The organism is Sorangium sp. So ce1504 (genome assembly GCF_051521635.1).
GTDB classification, from domain to species: domain Bacteria; phylum Myxococcota_A; class Polyangia; order Polyangiales; family Polyangiaceae; genus Sorangium; species Sorangium cellulosum_B.
This window is the reverse complement of the sequence record NZ_CP150365.1, coordinates 6,005,809-6,023,695: the sequence shown is the minus strand read 5'-3', so window position 1 is coordinate 6,023,695 and position 17,887 is coordinate 6,005,809. Positions and strand designations below refer to the sequence as shown.

Here is a 17,887-nt window from a genome sequence, read left to right as displayed (position 1 = left end):
GGACGACGCGGAGCGCGCCGCTGGCCGTGCGCTCGTCAGCGGATCCGGTGCGTCGGAGAGGCGCGCGCGTCAGCGCGCAGCCATGCCGGGAAAGCCCGCCGAATGCACGGTGCGGGTCCCCTCGATCCCCTTCAGATCGACGTGCGAGGTCCGCGGCGGCGTCCAGCCCTCATCGGTGAGCAGGCCGACGAGCTCGGCGTCGGCGGCGAGCGGCGCAGAGACGGTGAGCTCGCCGCCTGACGAGACGCCGAGCAGGCGCGCCGCCGTGTTCACGGTGCGGCCGAAGTAGTCGAGTCGCTGGTTCAGGTTGACGAGCAACGCCGGGCCGCGGTGCATGCCCGCCCGGAGCACGAGGCGCTCGCCCTCGGGCCGGCCGGCGTTGCGGCCGAGCATGCCGCGCATGGCTGCGCTCAGCGCCGTCACCGCGGACCGCTCGTCCAGGAAAGTGGCCATGACCGCATCGCCGATCGTCTTGACCACCGCGCCGCCCTGAGCTTCGACGGCGCCAATCACGATGTCGAAGTGATCGCGCACCAGGTTGTACGCGGGGGCGTCGCCGATCCGCTCGTACAGCCGCGTGGAGCCGCACAGATCGGTGAAGACGACGAGGACCGATCGGACCGTCAGCCGCTCCCGCGCCGACAGCACCATGCCGCCGAAGTAGCGCCGGTACTCCGGCACGTGGAGCAGCTCGAGCCCGCTGAGCCGCCGCGGCAGGCTGGCCGGATCGAGCTCGTCCTTCAGGACATCGTGATGAACGATGAAGCCGCACTGCGGCCAGCCGACGTTGGTGAGCGCGATCTTGAGCGGGCCGGGCCGCACCACGAGCTCCGTCACGTCGTAGTGGGGTCCCGCGAGCTGCGAGATCGCGGCGGCCTGCACCTCGTCCGTGGGCTCACCCTCGACGCGAAGGATGCCCTTGGCGCGGGTCAACGGGCAGAAGTAGCGGTAGCGGCCCGCGGTGAGCACCTCGGTCGCCGCCGCGGTCTCGCCGAGCGCGGCGGTCATGCCATAGCGGGGGTGGAGCGCCGACGGCGGCTGGCAAACCGGAGGGAAGCCGAGGTCCTCGATGGACCGGCCGAGCGAGAACGTCACCTCGACGCGCGCCGAGATATCGACGTCGAAGGAGTACTCGCACATCGGGCAGAACGAGACGGCGGCGGCCGTGGCGAGGTCATCGATCGCCTCGGCCAGCATGTTGCAATGGCCGCAGTGGACGTCCCATTGCATGTCGAAGAGGCCAGTCTGGGTGCCGTGCAGCAGGACGCGGATGACCGCGTGCGCGTCGAGCGCGGTGTCCGCCGCGACCACGTGGGGGTTGATACGGTAGCGACGGATGAGCGGCGCGTCGTGGAGCCATCGCTCGACCGCATCGATCTCGCCTGCGTTCGCGGGGTGCTGCTGCCTGAGCCGCTCGAACAGGGTCTTCAGACGGTGGGTATCCATGGCTGCTCCCCGAGCATGCGCATGTCTCGCAGGCGGCGGGAAGCGCCACGTGCGTGCCCGGCCGCGCCGCCCCCCAACGTTCCCACGGGTGCTCCAGCAGCGCGGCTGTCGCACAGGACCTATCGCGCCTACAGCGTCAGCTCCGCCCTCGCGGTCGAGTCCCCGATCTCGCGCGTCACCCGGAAGCCGAGCTTCTGCGCCACGCGTTGCATCTCCACGTTCTCGGCCAGGATGTCCGCGCTGATGCGGGAGAGCCCCTCGTCGCGGCCGATCTGGACGAGGAGGCCCAGCAGCCTGGAACCGAGCCCCTGCCGCTGGTGCTCGTCGCTGATCAGCAGGGCGAACTCCGCGTCGCGCGTGCCTGGCAGCTTGCTCAGCCGGCCGACGCCGATGATCTTCCTCTGCGCGCCGCCCGCGGGCGGCTTCTCGACGACGAGCGCCATCTCGCGGTCGTAGTCCGCGAAGCAGACGCGCGTCAGCCGCTCGTGCGCGGTGCGCAGATCGAGCTGCATCGGGTAGAAATACCGGAGCCGCACGGTCCGCTCGGACAGCTTCTGGTGAAACTCGACCATCTGCGGCTCGTCCTCGGGGCGGATGGGCCGGATCGTGAACGCCTGCCCGTCCTTGCTCTCGAGCTCCGTCACATACTGCGTGGGATACTCGCGGATCGCCGACCTGGGGAGCGCGGACTCCGGCGTGTCCGGCGGGTGCAGGACGACGCGGGCGTCGAGGGCGATGGCCCCCTCCGCGCTCACGGAGAGCGGGTTGATGTCGATCTCGCTTATCCATCGCTGCTCGATCACGAGCTGCGAGAACCTCACGAGCAGGTGCTCGAGCATCGTGAGGTCCACCGGCTTGCGGCCGCGCACGCCCTCGAGCGCGCGGTAGATCCTCGTCTGCTCCATCATGCGCCGCGCCAGCGTCGCGTTGAGCGGCGGCAGGCCGAGCGAGCGGTCCTTGAAGATCTCGACGAGCTGCCCGCCGGCCCCGAACAGGAGCACCGGGCCGAACTGCGGATCGATCGAGCTGCCGAGGATGATCTCGTACGCGTCCTTCAGCGAGATCATCGGCTGGACCGTCACGCCCTGGAAGTGCTGCGCGCCGGCCCGCCGAGAGACGCTCTCCTGGATCTCCTCGAACGCCCTGCGCACGGCGTCATCGTCGCGCAGACCGAGCTTCACGCCGCCCACGTCGGTCTTGTGGGTGATCGTCGCGCTGTACAGCTTGAGGACGGCCGGATATCCCATCTCCCCGGCCGTGGCCACGGCCTCGTCCGCGCTCCTCGCGACGGCGGTCGGCACCGTCGGGATGCCGTACGCCGCCATGAGCTGCTTCGACTCCACCTCATCCAGGAGCGTCCGCCCCGACGCGCGGACGCCGGCGATGAGCTCCCTGGCCCTCTCGCGATCGACGTTCAACGCCCGCTCGTCCGTGCTGGGCGTCTCGTACAGGGCGCGGAGGGCGTACGCGTAACGGAACATCGAGCAGAACGCGCGAGCGGCGGTGTCGGGGTACTCGAACGTCGGGACCCCGGCGCGGTTCAAGATGGCTTTGCCCGCCTCCACCTCGACGCCGCCCATCCAGCTGGCGAGGACCGGCTTGCCCTCGACGTGCGCGTGCTTGCGCAGCGCCTCGGCGGTCTGGGTCGGCTCGGTCATGTCCTGCGGCGTGAGGATGACGAGCACGCCGTCGTTGTTCGGGTCCTTCGCGCAGATCTCCAGGGCCTTCGCGTAGCGGCCTTCGCCGGCGTCGCCGAGCACGTCGACCGGGTTGTTGCGGCTCCACGCGGCGGGGAGGAAGCCGCTCAGCTCGCCAAGGATCTCCGGCGAGAGCGGCGCCAGCTCGCCGCCGTTCGCGACGAGCGCGTCCGCCGCCAGCACGCCCGGGCCGCCGGCGTTGGTGACGATGCACAGCCGGTTGCCGCGGGGCCGGGGCTGCTTGGCCAGCGTCTCGGCCATGGAGAACAGGTCCGCGATGTCGTTCACGCGCAGCACGCCCACGCGCCGGAACGCCGCGTCGAGCACCTCGTCCGAGCCGGTGAGCGAGCCGGTGTGCGAGGCGGCCGCCTTCGCCGCCGCCTCGCTGCGGCCTGGCTTGATCACGATGATCGGCTTGGTGAGCGCCACCTCGCGGGCGGCCGACAGGAACGCTCGCGCGTCGCGCGGGTCGCCGATCGACTCCATGTAGATGAGGATGCTGCTCGTCTTGGGGTCGTTGCCGAGGTGGTCGATCAGGTCGCCCCAGCCGACGTCGAGCATCGAGCCGACGCTGACGAACGCGCTGAAGCCGACCTGCTCCTTGAGGCTCCAGTCGAGCACCGCCGTGCAGAGCGCGCCGGACTGGCTGATGAACGCGACCTTGCCCGGCCGCGCCTGCCCCTTCGCGAACGTCGCGTTGAGCCCGCCGATCGGGTTCATGACGCCCAGGCAGTTCGGGCCGATGATGCGCATCTTCCCGCGGGCGCGCTCCATGATCTGCCGCTCGAGCTGGGCGCCCGGGGGGCCCATCTCCTTGAATCCCGCCGAGATGATGATCGCGCCGGGGACGCCGGCGTCCACGCACTCGCCGATGAGGCCCGGCACGCTCGCGGCGGGCGTGACGAGGACCGCGAGATCCACCTTCGCCGGCACGGCCGCGATGCTCGGATAGGCCTTGATGCCGAGGACGCTCTGCCGCTTCGGGTTCACCGGAAAGACGGTGCCGCCGAACGGGTTGCTGATCAGGTTCCAGAGGAGCGTGCGGCCGACGGCGCCGCTGTTCTCGGTCGCGCCGATGACCGCCACGTTCCGCGGCCTGAAGATGGGGTCGAGGCTCTGAGGCTCCTGACGAAGGACGTCGTGGGCACGGTCGGTCATGGGTACGGAGTCAGCCATGAAGCTCCTCGAGGGGGATGGGGCGGACGCACCGGGGGCCATTGCGCGGGAACGACGATGGCCTTCGTGCCACGCGAACGGGCCGGGAGCATGGGGCGTCTCTGGAATCAGAGCACAAGCACGTTTCGTGCCCTGAGCGCAGATTGCCAGGCCGCGCAGCGCCTTGATACCCTGCGCCGGCGCCATGATCCGCTCTCGACTTTTTCTCTTCGGGCTCCTCGGTCTGTGTTCGATCGCCTGCGAGGGCGCCGGGACGGCGGACGACACAAGCACCGAGGCGTCCAGCGGCGCCTCGACCGCCGGCGCATCGACGGCCGGCGCTTCGACGGCCGGCGCTTCGACCAGCGGCGGATCGACCGGCGGCGGGTCGACCAGCAGCGCGGCGTCGGGCGGCGGCGGGTCGACCAGCAGCGCCGCATCGGGCGGCGCGGGAGCGGGCGGCGCCGGTGCGGCCGGCGGCGGTGAGGGCACGGGCGCGAGCCAAGGCGACGGCGGCGCGGATCCGGTCGACCTCCCTGCCGGCGTGAGCGCGCTGTTCCCCGCGCCGGGCGCCCGGGGGTTATGCCCGGATCCGCCGCTCCGCATCACGTTCCCCGGCGCGCCGACGCTGGGCAGCGCGGGCGCCGTTCGCGTGTTCAACGCCGCCCGGCCTGGCGCGGCGGTCGCGACGGTCGACATGGCCTCGATGACCGTGAGCGCCACGATCGGCGGCCGGACGTTCAACGTACCTCGCCCGGTGTACGTGGACGGCAACGATGCTGTCGTGTCCTTGCCGTCGCGCGCGCTCGACTACGGCCAGTCCTATTACGTCACGGTCGACCGCGGCGCCATCGTCCCCCCGGGGGGCGGCTCGTTCGCGATCGCGGACGCGACGGCGTGGCGCTTCGACACGGCGGGCGCAGGCCCATCGAGCGTCTCGTCGCTCGATGTGGCGCTCGACGGCTCCGGCGACTTCTGCTCCGTGCAAGGCGCGCTCGACGCGGTCCCGGCGAACAACAGGGACAGCGTGCTCATCACCGTTCAGCGCGGGACCCACCACGGGGTCGTCTACTTCGAGGGCAAACACAAGATCACGCTGCGCGGGGCCGATCGCAAAGGCACGGTCCTCTCGGGTACGAACAACAACAACCTGAACCCGAGCACCAGGGGGCGCGCGCTCGTCGGCGCCGACAAGGTGAGCGACCTGGTCATCGAGAACCTCACCATCCACAACCTCACGCCGCAGGGCGGCTCCCAGGCGGAGGCGCTGCGGCTCCAGGACTGCGACAGGTGCGTCGTGCGCGACGCCGACATCCTGAGCCTCCAGGACACGCTGCTCTGGTCCGGGCGCCTCTACGCGGACAACTGCACGATCGCGGGGAACGTGGACTTCGTGTGGGGCACGGGCGCGGCGTATTTCAACCGGTGCGAGATCAAGACGGTCGGTCGATCCGGCTACATCGTGCAGGCGCGCAACGGCGACTCTGGCTACGGCTATGTCTTCGTCGACTCGCGCATCACCAGCGACGCCGGCATCACGGGGAACACGCTGGCGAGGATCGACGTGAGCCAGTATCCGGCGAGCCACGTCGCGTACGTCAACTGCACGCTCGGCAGCCACATCTCGCGGGCGGGGTGGACGATCACGGGCGGGTCTCCTCCGCGCTCCCTCCGCTTCTGGGAGTACCAGAGCCGGGACGCGGATGGACGCCTCATCGACACCAGCGGGCGTGCCGCCGGATCGGCGCAGATCTCCGCCGAGCAAGCGGCGATGATGCGCGATCCGGCGATCGTGCTCGGCGGCTGGGCCCCTCCACGCTGAGGCGGCCGCGAGGCGCCTCGAACCCTGAGCTCTGCACGGGATGACCCGTGACGCTGGAAGGACCGAAACGATGAAGATGACCTTTCGCTGGTACGGCGAGAACGACCCTGTGAAGCTCGAGTACATCCGTCAGATCCCGGGCATCTACGGCATCGTCTCGGCTATTTACGATGTGCCGGTGGGCGAGGTGTGGCCGGTCGAGCGGCTGCAGGCGCTCAGGGCGCGCATCGAGGGCGCCGGGCTCCGGTTCGAGGTGGTGGAGAGCGTGCCGGTGCACGAGGACATCAAGCTCGGCAAGCCGGCCCGCGAGCGGCTGATCGACAATTTCTGCCAGAACATCCGCAACTGCGCGGCCGCCGGCGTGAAGGTGATCTGCTACAACTTCATGCCGGTCTTCGACTGGACCCGCACCGAGATGGCAAGGGAGCTACCCGACGGCTCGCTGACCCTGGCCTTCGACGCCGCGGCGGTGGCCGAGATCGACCCGGAACAAGGCATCTCGCTGCCCGGCTGGGACTCGAGCTACAAGCCGGAGCAGCTCCGCGCCGTCCTCGACGAGTACAGGAACGTCGGCGAAGACGCGCTGTGGGAGCACCTCACGCACTTCCTCCGGCGCATCATCCCGGTCGCCGAGGAGGTCGGCGTCCGCATGGCCATGCACCCGGACGACCCGCCCCGGCCGATCTTCGGCCTGCCGCGCATCGTCAAGAACCGCGACGACCTGATGCGCCTCGTGAAGACAGTCGACTCTCCGGCCAACGGCATCACGCTGTGCTCCGGCTCGCTGGGCGCCGATCTGTGCAACAACATCGTGTCGCTGGTGCGCGAGTTCGGCGGCATGGGCCGCATTCCCTTCGGGCACCTGCGCAACGTGGCGGTCCAGGAGGACGGCACCTTCTTCGAATCCGCCCACCTGTCCTGTGAAGGGTCGCTGGACATGGCCGCCATCGTGAAGGCGTACCATGACGTCGGCTTCGACGGCTACGTGCGCCCGGATCACGGCCGCATGATCTGGGGTGAGACGGGCAAGCCGGGATATGGCCTGTACGACCGCGCGCTGGGCCTCGTGTACCTCAATGGGCTGTGGGAGGCCACGTGCAAGCTTTCGCCCGGACCCGCTGCCAAGGCGCCGACTCCTGGATGAGCGGGCGAGCGGGTAGGGGAGCAGGACGCCTGCTATATCAGCGGAACGCGCCTGACAGATCCCCTCATTCTATTGGCATTTTTAACTGGGAAGATTCACGGGAAGATCGTGGGATTTTACTCCCCGTCTCCCCGCCTCCCTGTGAATCTTCCCGAAAAATTCGAGGGGATGCTTCAGGAACGCGCCCTCACGCGGGCACCGGCGCTCCGTATCCGCCGCCCCCCGGCGTCTCGATCACGAACACATCGCCGCTCCCCATCTGGACCGATCCGATGTGCCCGAGCACCTCGACCGAGCCGTCCGCGCGCACGACCAGGTTGCGCCCGGGCGCGCCCGCCTGCCCGCCCGCCAGGCCGAACGCGGTCGTCGAGCGCCCGTTCGACAGGATCGACGCCGTCATCGGCTCCAGGAAGCGCACGGCGCGCGTGCCGCCGTTCCCGCCCGGAAAGCGCCCGGCCCCGCCGGAGCCCTCGCGGATCTCGTAGCGATCCAGCCGCACCGGGAAGCGGTGCTCCAGCACCTCCGGATCCGTCAGGCGCGAGTTCGTCATGTGCGTCTGCACGACGCTCGTGCCTGCGAAGCCGCGCTCGGCGCGCGTGCCACCCGCGCCGCCCGCGCCGCTCCCCCCGAGCTCGATGCCCGCCCCCGAGCCGCCCGAGATCGTCTCGTAGTACTGGAGCCGCTCGTTGCCGAACGTGAAGTTGTTCATCGTCGGCTGGCTGCTCGCGAGCACGCCGAGCGCCCCGTACAGCGCGTTCGTGACGCAGGTCGACACCTCGACGTTGCCCGCCACCACCGCGGCCGGCGGGCGCGGGCTCAGCATCGAGCCCTCGGGGATGACGACCTCGATCGGCTTCAGGCAGCCCGCGTTGAGCGGGATGTCGTCGTCCACGAGCGTGCGGAAGACGTAGAGCACCGCGGCCATCGTCACAGCGCGGGGCGCGTTGAAGTTGTTCTCCATCTGCCCGGACGTGCCGGTGAAGTCCACGACCGCGGCGCGGCGCTCGCGGTCGATCCGGATGGCCACCTCGATCGTCGCGCCGTTGTCGAGCGGCAGCGAGAAGCGCCCGTCGTGGAGGAGCGCCGGGTCGAGCCGCGCGATCGCGAGGCGCACGCTCTCCTCGGCGTTGTCCTGCACGTGCTTCATGTAGGCCTGCACCGTCGGGAGGCCGAACTGCGCCACCATCGCGGCGAGCTCCTGCGCGCCCTTCTCGTTCGCCGCGATCTGCGCGCGCAGGTCGGCCAGGTTCTGCTGCACGTTGCGCGCCGGGTACGGCCCCAGGCCGAGCAACGCAAGGATCTCCGCCTCGCGGAGCCGCCCGGCCTCGACCAGCTTCACGTTGTCGAGGAGGACGCCCTCCTCCTCGATCGTCCTGGAGAACGGCGGCATCGAGCCCGGCGTGATGCCGCCGATGTCCGCGTGATGGCCGCGCGACGCTACGTAGAACAGCACGCGAGCGCCCGCCTCGTCCCACACCGGCGTGACCACCGTCACGTCCGGCAGGTGGGTGCCGCCGCGGTACGGATCGTTGAGCGCGTAGACGTCCCCCGGCTTCATCCCCGGGTTCCGCGCGATCACGGTCTTGATCGACTCACCCATCGAGCCGAGGTGCACCGGCATGTGCGGCGCGTTCGCGATCAGGCTGCCCTCCGCGTCGAACAGCGCGCACGAGAAGTCGAGCCGCTCCTTGATGTTGACCGAGTGGGCGGTGTTCTGGAGCCGCAGGCCCATCTGCTCGGCGATGTTCATGAACAGGTTGTTGAACACCTCGAGCATCACCGGGTCGACCTCGGTGCCCACCGCGCGCCGCTCCGGGCGCGGCGCCACCCGGGTGAGCACCATGTGGCCGAGCGCGGTGATCTCGGCACGCCAGCCCGGCTCGACCACGGTCGTCGCGTTGGCCTCGGCCACGATGGCCGGCCCGTCGATCACCGCGCCGCGCCCGAGCCGCTCGCGCCGGTACAGCGCCGCGTCGTGGAACGCCCCCTCGGCGTACATCCGCGCCCGGGCGTCCGCCTCGGGGCGGTGCGGGCGCGCCTCCGCGGGCCGCTCCTCGGCGGCCTCGCCCGGCCCGATCGCCTCCACGGAGACGCTCTCCAGGACGAGCGCCTTGTCCGGCATCAGGAAGGCGAACCGCCTGCGGTAGGCCGCGTCGAAGGCGGCGCGGATCGCCTCCGCGCTGCCGTCGGGCACGACGAGGGCGGTGTCGGTGCCCTCGTAGCGCACGTGGACGCGCCGGACGAGCCGCACCCGCTCCGGCGAGAACCCTTGCGCCGCGAGCTCGGCCTCCGCGTCGCTGCCGATGCGCGCGAGCGCCTCGCGCGCCGCGGAGAGCCCTGCCTCGTCGAGCCGCCGCTCCACGGCCGCCTCGCGGATCGCGCTCTGGTCCGAGAGGCCCATGCCGTAGGCCGACAGGACCCCCGCGAGCGGGTGGACGAAGACGCGGCGCATGCCGAGCGCGTCGGCCACGGCGCACGCGTGCTGGCCGCCGGCGCCGCCGAAGCATTGCAGGGTGTACTGGGTGACGTCGTGCCCGCGCGCCACCGAGATCTTCTTCACCGCGTTGGCCATGTTCGCGACGGCGATCTGCAGGAAGCCCTCGGCCAGCTGCTCGGGCGTGATCGGGCGCGACGTGTCGCGCTGCACGTCGGCCGCCATGGCCCGGAAGCGCTGCTCGACGACCTCGCGGTCGAGGGGCGCGTCGGCGCCCGGGCCGAACACGTGCGGGAAGAACTCCGGCTGGATCTTCCCGAGCATCACGTTCGCGTCGGTGACGGCCAGCCGCCCGCCGCGGCGGTAGCACGCCGGTCCCGGGTTCGCGCCGGCCGACTCCGGCCCCACGCGCAGCCGCGCGCCGTCGAAGCCGAGGAGCGAGCCGCCCCCCGCGGCCACGGTGTGGATGCTCATCATCGGCGCGCGCATCCGGACGCCGGCCACCTGCGTCTCGAAGGCGCGCTCGAGCTCGCCGGCGTAGTGCGACACGTCGGTCGAGGTGCCGCCCATGTCGAAGCCGATCACCTTCTCGTGCCCGCCCGCGAGCGCGGTGCGCACCATGCCGACGATGCCGCCTGCCGGGCCGCTCAGGATCGCGTCCTTGCCCTGGAAGCGGCCGGCCAGCGTCAGCCCGCCGCTCGACTGCATGAAGTAGAGCGGCACGCCGGGCATCTGGCTGGCCACCTGCTCGACGTAGCGGCGCAGGATGGGCGACAGGTACGCGTCGACCACCGTGGTGTCGCCGCGCGAGACGAGCTTCATCAGCGGGCTCACCTCGTGTGACGCGGAGACCTGGGTGAACCCGACCTCGCGCGCGATCTCGGCCGCCCGCCGCTCGTGCGCGGTGAACCTGTAGCCGTGCATGAAGACGATCGCGCAGGCGCGGATCCCGGCCTCGAACGCCTCCGAGAGCGGGCCGCGCAGCGCCTCGCCGTCGAGCGGCTCGGCCACCTCGCCGCGCGCGCCGACGCGCTCGCGCGCTTCGACCACGCGCTCGTAGAGCAGATCGTGCAGCGCGATATGGCGATCGAACAGGCGAGGGCGGTTCTGGTACCCGATGCGCAGCGCGTCGCGGAAGCCGCGCGTGGTGACCAGCACGGTGCGGTCCCCCTTGCGCTCGAGCAGCGCGTTCGTGGCGACCGTGGTGCCCATCTTCACGCACTCGACCTCGGCGGCAGAGATGACCTGACCGGGCGCGAGGCCGAGCAGGCGGCGGATCCCCTCGACCGCCGCGTCGGCGTACTGCTCGGGGTTCTCCGACAGGAGCTTGGCGGTGGTGAGCGAGCCGTCGGGCCGCCGGGCCACGACGTCCGTGAACGTGCCTCCGCGATCGATCCAGAACTGCCACTTGTGCGAGGTCGAGGTCATGGAACCCACTCCTTGCCGGCCGCCTCCTCCGCCGCGCTCCGGGTGGTGGCCCGATGGAACATGAAGGCGGGAAGGCTGGAAGAAAAGCTCAATGATTTTACAGTCTTCTCGCCTTCATGGGATTCACTCCGGTGCAAATCAGGCCACCACCCATGGCCCCGTGCGCCCGTCCGGAACCGGCGTTCAGCGCTGTACAACCGTTCGTGCGGCGTGATAAGCGCTCGACCAGCCCTCGAACGAGACAATCTGCTCGAATGTCCAGCAAGCAACCTCCTCCGCACGTCACCGCCGCCCACGCGGCGGGGCTCGCCGCGCTGCTCGGCGCGACGGACGCTGCCGCGGAGAACGAGCGCGCGGGGAGGGCGGAGCGGCACTTCGAGCGGGCACGGCGAGGGCGCTCGGCGCAGCCCGGGCCGCGCGCCAAGCCTGCCGCTGGCCCGCTCCCGTCGCCGCCGGGCGGGAGGTCGAACGCGGGCGGCGCGCGGGAGTACGTGAACGCCGCGCCGACGCGCTCGCCGGTGCTGAACGCGTTCCTGAGCGAGCTCGGCACGGAAGGCCAAGCGCTCGTGCCGGCGAACGTCCACGTCTTCGACGAGCACACCCTCGCGCCGAGGCTCGTCGAGCTCGCGCGCCAGCGGGTGGTCTCCATGCTGCTCGCCGTGGGCAGGACCGAGGTGGCCCTGACCCTGGTGCAGATGCCGTCGATCACCAACGAGCGCGCGGCGCGGCTCTTCATGCGGCAGGCGGTCCACGTCGGCGGCGATCTCGGGGCGATCACGGGCGACTACGCGCGGCACTACCGGCGCTCGGGGGCCCCGGAGCGCGACGACCAGCGCGCGGGCTGCATCATGGCCGCGTTCGCGGGACGCCTGAGCGCCATGGCGGAGAAGCTCCTCGGCCCGCACGTGCGCGGCGAGCTGCGCACCGCCCTGGAGGCGCTGACGTCGCAGGGCAGCCCTCCCGCGCGGCGGGCGCGCGCGAGCGATCTCCGCGCGCCGCAGGCCGCCGGGCGAGGCGCCCCCGCGGCGGCGGCGCGCGACGCCGCGAGCTCGGCGGCACGGCCGAGGCGCAAGTAGGCGGCGCGCGGCGCCGCGAGCGCGGCGATCCGGTCGAGGTGCGAGGACGCGGCGCGCGGTCCGGGTCGGATCCTGTTGCGGTGGGCTCGTTCGTTTGCTTCGTTGGGCGCGAGGCGCCCCGGCTGCTCGACCCTGAGCCTCTCGGGTGCGCGTTCCCAGCGAGAGGCCGAGGCTCATGAATTCGCTCGCAGAAGGCAGCGTCGTCGCCGGAAGATACCGCCTCGAGCGCATGCTCGCGCGGGGCGGGATGGGGTCGATCTGGGTGGCCCGGCACCTCCAGCTCGACGCCACGGTCGCGGTCAAGCTCATGGCGCCCGAGTACGCTGCCTCGTCCACCGCGCGGGCGCGCTTCGAGCGCGAGGCGAGGGCCGCGGCGCAGCTCAAGCTACCGAACGTCGTGCACGTGCACGATTACGGGCTCGAGGGCGATACGCCTTTCCTCGTGATGGAGCTCCTCGACGGCGAGGATCTCGAGACGCGGCTCGCGCGGGAGGGGCGCCTCTCCACGGCGGCCACGCTCGGCATCGTCACGCAGGTGTGCAAGGCCCTGCGCCGCGCTCACGAGATGGGGATCGTCCACCGCGACCTCAAGCCCGCGAACCTCTTTCTCTCGCGGCAGGACGAGGACGAGCTCGTGAAGGTCCTCGACTTCGGGATCGCCAAGGCCCAGGGCACGCTGCTGGCCGGCAACGAGACGAAGACAGGCACGCTCGTCGGCTCGCCCTACTACATGAGCCCCGAGCAGGTGCGCCGCAGCAAGACCCTCGACTGGCGCAGCGATCTCTGGTCCGTCGGCGTGATCGCGTATCGATGCCTCACCGGCCGTCTCCCGTTCCCGGGTGAGGAGATCGGCGAGGTGTTCGTGGCGATCTGCACGGAGGACGTCCCCCTCGCATCCAGCGTCGTGCCGGAGCTCGGGCCCGCAGTGGATGGGTTCTTCTCGCGGGCGCTCGCGCGCGACCCGGCGCATCGGTTCCAGGGCGCGAGCGAGCTCGCCGAGGCGTTCGGCGCGGCGGCCTCCGCGGCGGGGTCGGAGCCCCGACCTCTCCAGCCGTCGGTTCCCGCGGAGGGGGCGTCGCCGCTGCTCGTCGTCCGCGGCGGCACGATGGCCGCGAGCCCAGATGCGATAGGGGGGCATCCAGATGCGATAGGGGCGCGTCCAGATGCGGCGAGCCCTGGAATGATGGGACCGAGCCCCGGCACGATGGGCGCCGTCTCCAGCGCGTCCTTGCCCACGCTGCGAAACGAAGCAGGGCCCCCCTTCCACGGCTCTCCGAGCCGTGGCGCCTCGGAGGGCGCTGCGCCGGCGCTCCAGGGGTCCATCAGTACGTTGACGTCGGCCGGAAATACCCTCGCCCCGACGAACGCCGACGGTCGCCGCGCCAGGATCTCGCTGGCCTTGGGCGCTGGCGCGCTCACCCTGGGGCTCGTCACCTATGCGGTCCTTCGCGCCGCCGCGCCGGACGGCGAACCGACGTCGCGGCCCGAAGCGGCGGCCTCGCCTGCCGCCGCGTCCGCGCTGTCCGCAGCCGCGCCGTCTACCGCGTCACCGGAGCCTTCGCCGTCGCCCTCTCACAGCGCCCCCGCCGCCCCGAGCGCGCCTTCAGCTCCCGCCGCCGCGACGAGCGCATCCGCGGCCCCGCCGCCTTCGCCTTCCGTCAGAAAAGGGCCGCCGCAGCCCGTCAGGCCCAGGACCGCTCCTGACGATCCCACCGATCATATGTGACCGACTTCTCGAAGCTGGCGTCATCTACTGCGAAGGTGCCCCCTGGTTCAGCAACTCCAGATGCCTGGCCACGAACTCCTCCTCCAGCCGGTTCAGATCGGCTTCGCGCTGCGCGACGAACGCCTCGAGGTTGTCCGAATCGAGAGAGGCGCACGCGGCGTCGCTCACCACGTGGCTTCGCAGCCAGTCACGCCGGCGCTCCCGCTCCGCGGGCGCCAGCGCTGTCGGGAGGGTAAGCAATCTCGACCGGAACGCAGCTGCGTCTTCGGGGGGGACCAGGAAGCGATTGCCGGCACAGGCGAAGCGGCTTGCCGAGAGGCGCTGGCGGGGTGCGCCCTGGAGCAGGCTATCGCCCAGGCGCTCGGCGCTCGTCCGCCCGGGCCATGGCACCTTCTCTCCGCCGGATTGCTGTGGGCTCACCTCTGCCAGGCGCACGGCCAGCGCTTTCCCTCGCGCAGAGCGGAAATCGAAGCGCGCTGGCAGCGGCCGGCGGCTGAAAGGTTTCCAACCTGGCCAGACGAGGATGCCGGTGCGCGCCGTCTCCTGAAGCGCCTCATGCACGCGCTGCAGCCGACCGCCGCTGATACCGGCGAAGAGCTCCGCGTACGTTGTGAGCCACAGCCAGGCCGCAAGCAGCTGGTCGATATCCCGGTGCCAGTGGTGCAGAGGGTTCAAGGACGCCGCGAGGAGGACGATCTGACGGCCATAGGGGACCAGGGCTGGTGAAGATAGCCCTTGTGTATGCAAGAACTCCGCGGCCATCTCGAGCGATCGAACCGCCACTTTCAACGTATCTGGCTGCGACCGAAGCTTGCTCGCGATCGCCCTCGCCATGTTCTTCTCGTACAAGTCGACGCCCAGCGTCAGCGCGCAGGTGTCGAGGAGGATATCGTCCTCGATCTCGCCCCAGCCGATCGGTGCGAGGATCTCTTCTTTCAGCGTGTGCACCCGCTCCAGGAGATCGAAATCTGGCGACCAGCTCAGCGCGTGCGCGACGTGGAGCCTGCCGACCGGCACACCCTGCGTATTGATGCGCTCGAACGCCTGCGCCGCGACAGCCAGATCCTCGGTTACCAGTGGAATCACAGGGATTTTGCACCGGTCGAACGCGTTGAACACTGCTTCGGCATTCTCGATCCAGCGCTCCTCGGGGAGCTCGCGTTCCCACCTCATCAGATCCATACGCTGGAGCAGGATACCCATGGGCAGCCATCTCTTCGCGGGCGTGCCTTCCTGCGGTTCCGTACAGAAGTCCATCGTGTCCAGATCGAGGTAGAATCCCGCTTCTGCATCTTCATCGTCGGCAGGCGCATCCTCCTGATGAAGCGCGCTGTAGAGCGTCGACAGGCGCTGGAACCCGTCGAGCACATACTGCCGCGTCGAACCAGGACCGAGCTTGGGCCGTTCGATCCGATGGCGCCCGATGTGCTCGTAGGAAGGGAGCTCTTGGGTCCGGGTGCGCCAGACCATGATCGAGCCTATCGGGAGGCCGTCGCGGATGCTGCGAAGCAGCTCGATCTGCCGGTCGACGTGCCACAGGAAAGGCCGCTGGAACCGCGGCACAAGCAGGAAACCTTGCCGGATGTCCTCCAGGAGTTGGGTCAGCGAGGTGACGTACGGATCGGCGACGTAAGAAGGGTTACCCATGACGCTACCTCATCCATGCGAGCAGCTCGGTGATCGCGCCGTTCACCTCGGCGAAGGTCCCATCGGCGATGAGGTCCGCAGTCCGGACGCGCCCATCTCCGAAGACGTCGCGCAGCCTGGGACCGAAGCCTAGATCGAGCCGACGTCGCAGCTCAACGTCGAGCGCCTCCACGCCGTAGAGATCCTCGGCTATGCCGTCGGCGCTGCGCGCGTCTTTCCGGAGACCGTGCTTCATGTTGAAGAACGACCGATGGTCTTGCGTTGGCATGGCGTAGAAGGCCTCGACCCGCTCCTGCATGTCCTTCGCCTCGCCCCACTCCTCGAGCGCATTCCGCGTCACGTAATTCTCGATTGCGCGGCGCTTCAGCATATGATGCGGAACGCGCCGGCCGCAGGCCGCGCTGAGCCTTCGGGCCTGATAACTGGGCTGACCCGCGCGGCGTGCGTCGCTATCGAACAGCACCCACAACGTGAGCCGCTTGATGGGATCGCGCTTCCACTCCTGTACGGAGCCCTCCATCTCCGTAATGCCGCCGCCATGCTCTATGGCCAGCCACTCCTGCTTCTGCCGTTCCTCCAGCTCGGCGCGCTGTGCATCGTTCGCCATCGTCAGGAGGAACCGGAAATCGTTCCCGCGGTTCTCCACGAGCACCCGAAACGGGCGACGAAGCAGGCGCGTCGCCTCGGCCAGCGTCACCGTCGGTGGAGCGCCGTCCCAGTCCGTTCCGCTGCAGACTACCCGGATCTCACGCCGCGCGGGCTCGCGCGCCTCCGCCTCGGCGCTCTCCTCGAGCGCCAAACGACACTCTTCCTGCGCGTCACGTCCAAGCCCAGCGAGCCATGTGGTGTAACCTGTCCCCGCCTCGTCGACAATGATCCGGTGCCTCCGCTCAAGTGCGAGTTGGAAGAGCAGCAGCATGTCCATGACGAAGCTCGGACCGGTAAACACGGCATCGTCGATGACCACCTTCACGAAGCACCGGCCCGCTTGCGACGTTCGGCCAGGATCTGCCGCGCGAGCAACGTGTCCTCGGAGAAGACGCCAGGCGGCCACTTGTCGCCGATGAAACGCGCGTCCGCGTCGAGCTCGATGGACTCCACGGACGACCCCGCCTCGTGTTGCCACACCCAGTGTACGATCACGTGCTTCGGGTCGATCTCTCCACGGAGCACGGAGAGCTGCACGCGAGAGAGGAAATTCTCGGAGTGGGTCTCCACGATGAACCGCGCATTGCTCGACGCGACAACTTGCGTCAAGAACCACGCTACCTCCTCGTGGGCTCGCGGATGGAGGTGCAACTCCGGGTGTTCGACCACGACGGTCGGGCTTCCGTCGAGCCGACCGTGCTTCGCGAGGGCGCCGAGGACGGCGACCGGCAGCACCTGCGCCATCCCCTCTCCCGTGTCGATGAGGTTCACCCTGAAATCCGGCCCTTCCAGCGACGAGAGGGTCAAGGTGAAGCCGGGCACCGCCCCGATCGCGACCTCCTCGACGTTGAGATCGTGGCTCGTGGCCTTCCGGTAAAAGGCCCGCACCTCATCGACCACAGCTCGATCTCGGGAATTTGCATACGCGAGTTGCTCTGCCGCTCCCGAGCCGTCCTCGCGGATCCTTGGAGGTTTGCCGCGGAACTCGCTCCGGCGCGGCGGTACCGTTCGTACTGCGGAGAGCCAGTGGATGCTGCCGGTCAGACTTAGGAGCCGCTCGCGCACGCCACGCAGGGCAGCGGCGGCCTGCTCCGGAAGCAGCTGCGCACCCTCGGCGAGCGCTGGCACGAGCCCTTGGAACGCGAACGGAACTTCCAGCTCGCCCCACGCGGCGCCAGTCACCTCGTACAGGGATTTGACCTCATCCTTAAGGAGGAGCTGCAGCAATCGTGCTCCGTTGCGGCTGTACGCTTCGAGGCGCTCGACCCACTCGATCGCCTGGAATCCACCACCCAAGATGCGCACCTCGAGCCGCGCCACCTCGCTCGCGTCATCGTCCCAGGACAGGCCGAAGCCTACGGTTGCAGAGCGGCCGTACGCGCTCTTGAGCTCGACGAACGTTGCTCCCCGAACGGCCTCGCTCCGCGTATCGAGCGGACCGGCGGCGTCGCGCCGGGTGGAGTCGGCGAGGAGCGGCAGCGCGCGGACGAGGGAGCTCTTGCCGCGGCTGTTGTAGCCGAAGACAAGGGTCAACGGCCGGATGTCCAGGGTGGTAGGACGAGCGAAGGCGCGGAAATTATCGACGCTCACGGCGGAGAGTGCCATCGCGCGACCCTACCACGGCCTAGCGCCTTGGTCGTCGCGACGGGGCATCCCATGCGCAG

The 17,887-nt window shown here is 70.0% G+C and carries 10 protein-coding genes; 4 read left to right on the top strand and 6 right to left on the bottom strand.

Features of this window, described 5'->3' with window-relative positions; all coding sequences use genetic code 11:
- Positions 1 to 69: 69 nt before the first annotated feature.
- Positions 70 to 1,446: a DUF5939 domain-containing protein gene (locus WMF39_RS22565; protein ID WP_437747521.1), complete on the bottom strand. Its 1,377-nt coding sequence runs from the start codon at positions 1,444 to 1,446 to the stop codon at positions 70 to 72.
- A gap of 128 nt (positions 1,447 to 1,574) precedes the next feature.
- Positions 1,575 to 4,319 (bottom strand): bifunctional acetate--CoA ligase family protein/GNAT family N-acetyltransferase, encoded by a 2,745-nt coding sequence (locus tag WMF39_RS22560; protein WP_437747520.1) that lies wholly within the window; start codon positions 4,317 to 4,319, stop codon positions 1,575 to 1,577.
- A gap of 184 nt (positions 4,320 to 4,503) precedes the next feature.
- On the opposite strand from WMF39_RS22560, the gene WMF39_RS22555 reads away from it, so the two are divergent.
- The gene (locus WMF39_RS22555) at positions 4,504 to 6,120 is read left to right on the top strand and encodes a pectinesterase family protein (RefSeq protein WP_437747519.1); all 1,617 of its coding nucleotides are present in this window, start codon (positions 4,504 to 4,506) and stop codon (positions 6,118 to 6,120) included.
- A 70-nt stretch (positions 6,121 to 6,190) separates the two neighbouring features.
- Complete coding sequence (uxuA, locus tag WMF39_RS22550) at positions 6,191 to 7,264, top strand: mannonate dehydratase (protein WP_437747518.1); 1,074 nt, start codon at positions 6,191 to 6,193, stop codon at positions 7,262 to 7,264.
- 187 nt (positions 7,265 to 7,451) lie between these two features.
- Here the strand turns inward: uxuA and WMF39_RS22545 are convergent, their stop codons facing one another.
- Positions 7,452 to 11,126: a hydantoinase B/oxoprolinase family protein gene (locus WMF39_RS22545; RefSeq protein ID WP_437747517.1), complete on the bottom strand. Its 3,675-nt coding sequence runs from the start codon at positions 11,124 to 11,126 to the stop codon at positions 7,452 to 7,454.
- Between the two features lie 254 nt (positions 11,127 to 11,380).
- On the opposite strand from WMF39_RS22545, the gene WMF39_RS22540 reads away from it, so the two are divergent.
- Both WMF39_RS22540 and WMF39_RS22535 read left to right on the top strand, forming a co-directional pair.
- Positions 11,381 to 12,202: a hypothetical protein gene (locus WMF39_RS22540; RefSeq protein ID WP_437747516.1), complete on the top strand. Its 822-nt coding sequence runs from the start codon at positions 11,381 to 11,383 to the stop codon at positions 12,200 to 12,202.
- 175 nt (positions 12,203 to 12,377) lie between these two features.
- Positions 12,378 to 13,928 carry a serine/threonine-protein kinase gene (locus WMF39_RS22535; RefSeq protein WP_437747515.1) on the top strand — a complete coding sequence of 517 codons (1,551 nt, stop codon included), beginning with the start codon at positions 12,378 to 12,380 and terminating at the stop codon, positions 13,926 to 13,928.
- A 24-nt stretch (positions 13,929 to 13,952) separates the two neighbouring features.
- On the opposite strand, the gene WMF39_RS22530 is transcribed toward WMF39_RS22535, so the two are convergent.
- From WMF39_RS22530 to WMF39_RS22520, 3 genes are read right to left on the bottom strand one after another with little or no spacing between them, the layout of a single operon-like run.
- Positions 13,953 to 15,575, bottom strand: coding sequence for a DUF262 domain-containing protein (locus WMF39_RS22530; protein ID WP_437747514.1), 1,623 nt, complete (start codon positions 15,573 to 15,575; stop codon positions 13,953 to 13,955).
- 4 nt (positions 15,576 to 15,579) lie between these two features.
- Positions 15,580 to 16,548 carry a hypothetical protein gene (locus WMF39_RS22525; protein WP_437747513.1) on the bottom strand — a complete coding sequence of 323 codons (969 nt, stop codon included), beginning with the start codon at positions 16,546 to 16,548 and terminating at the stop codon, positions 15,580 to 15,582.
- Entirely contained in the window at positions 16,545 to 17,828 is a 1,284-nt protein-coding gene (locus tag WMF39_RS22520; RefSeq protein ID WP_437747512.1) for an AAA family ATPase, read from the bottom strand. Before WMF39_RS22520 ends, WMF39_RS22525 begins: the two co-directional genes overlap by 4 nt.
- Between the last annotated feature and the right edge of the window lie 59 nt (positions 17,829 to 17,887).

Bases quoted from the DNA above. Each gene is read 5' to 3' on its own strand.
- uxuA (WP_437747518.1), top strand. From the start codon at position 6,191: ATGAAGATGACCTTTCGCTGGTACGGCGAGAACGACCCTGTGAAGCTC.
- WMF39_RS22535 (WP_437747515.1), top strand. From the start codon at position 12,378: ATGAATTCGCTCGCAGAAGGCAGCGTCGTCGCCGGAAGATACCGCCTC.
- WMF39_RS22530 (WP_437747514.1), bottom strand. From the start codon at position 15,575: ATGGGTAACCCTTCTTACGTCGCCGATCCGTACGTCACCTCGCTGACC.
- WMF39_RS22540 (WP_437747516.1), top strand. From the start codon at position 11,381: ATGTCCAGCAAGCAACCTCCTCCGCACGTCACCGCCGCCCACGCGGCG.
- WMF39_RS22560 (WP_437747520.1), bottom strand. From the start codon at position 4,319: ATGGCTGACTCCGTACCCATGACCGACCGTGCCCACGACGTCCTTCGT.
- WMF39_RS22565 (WP_437747521.1), bottom strand. From the start codon at position 1,446: ATGGATACCCACCGTCTGAAGACCCTGTTCGAGCGGCTCAGGCAGCAG.
- WMF39_RS22520 (WP_437747512.1), bottom strand. From the start codon at position 17,828: ATGGCACTCTCCGCCGTGAGCGTCGATAATTTCCGCGCCTTCGCTCGT.
- WMF39_RS22555 (WP_437747519.1), top strand. From the start codon at position 4,504: ATGATCCGCTCTCGACTTTTTCTCTTCGGGCTCCTCGGTCTGTGTTCG.
- WMF39_RS22545 (WP_437747517.1), bottom strand. From the start codon at position 11,126: ATGACCTCGACCTCGCACAAGTGGCAGTTCTGGATCGATCGCGGAGGC.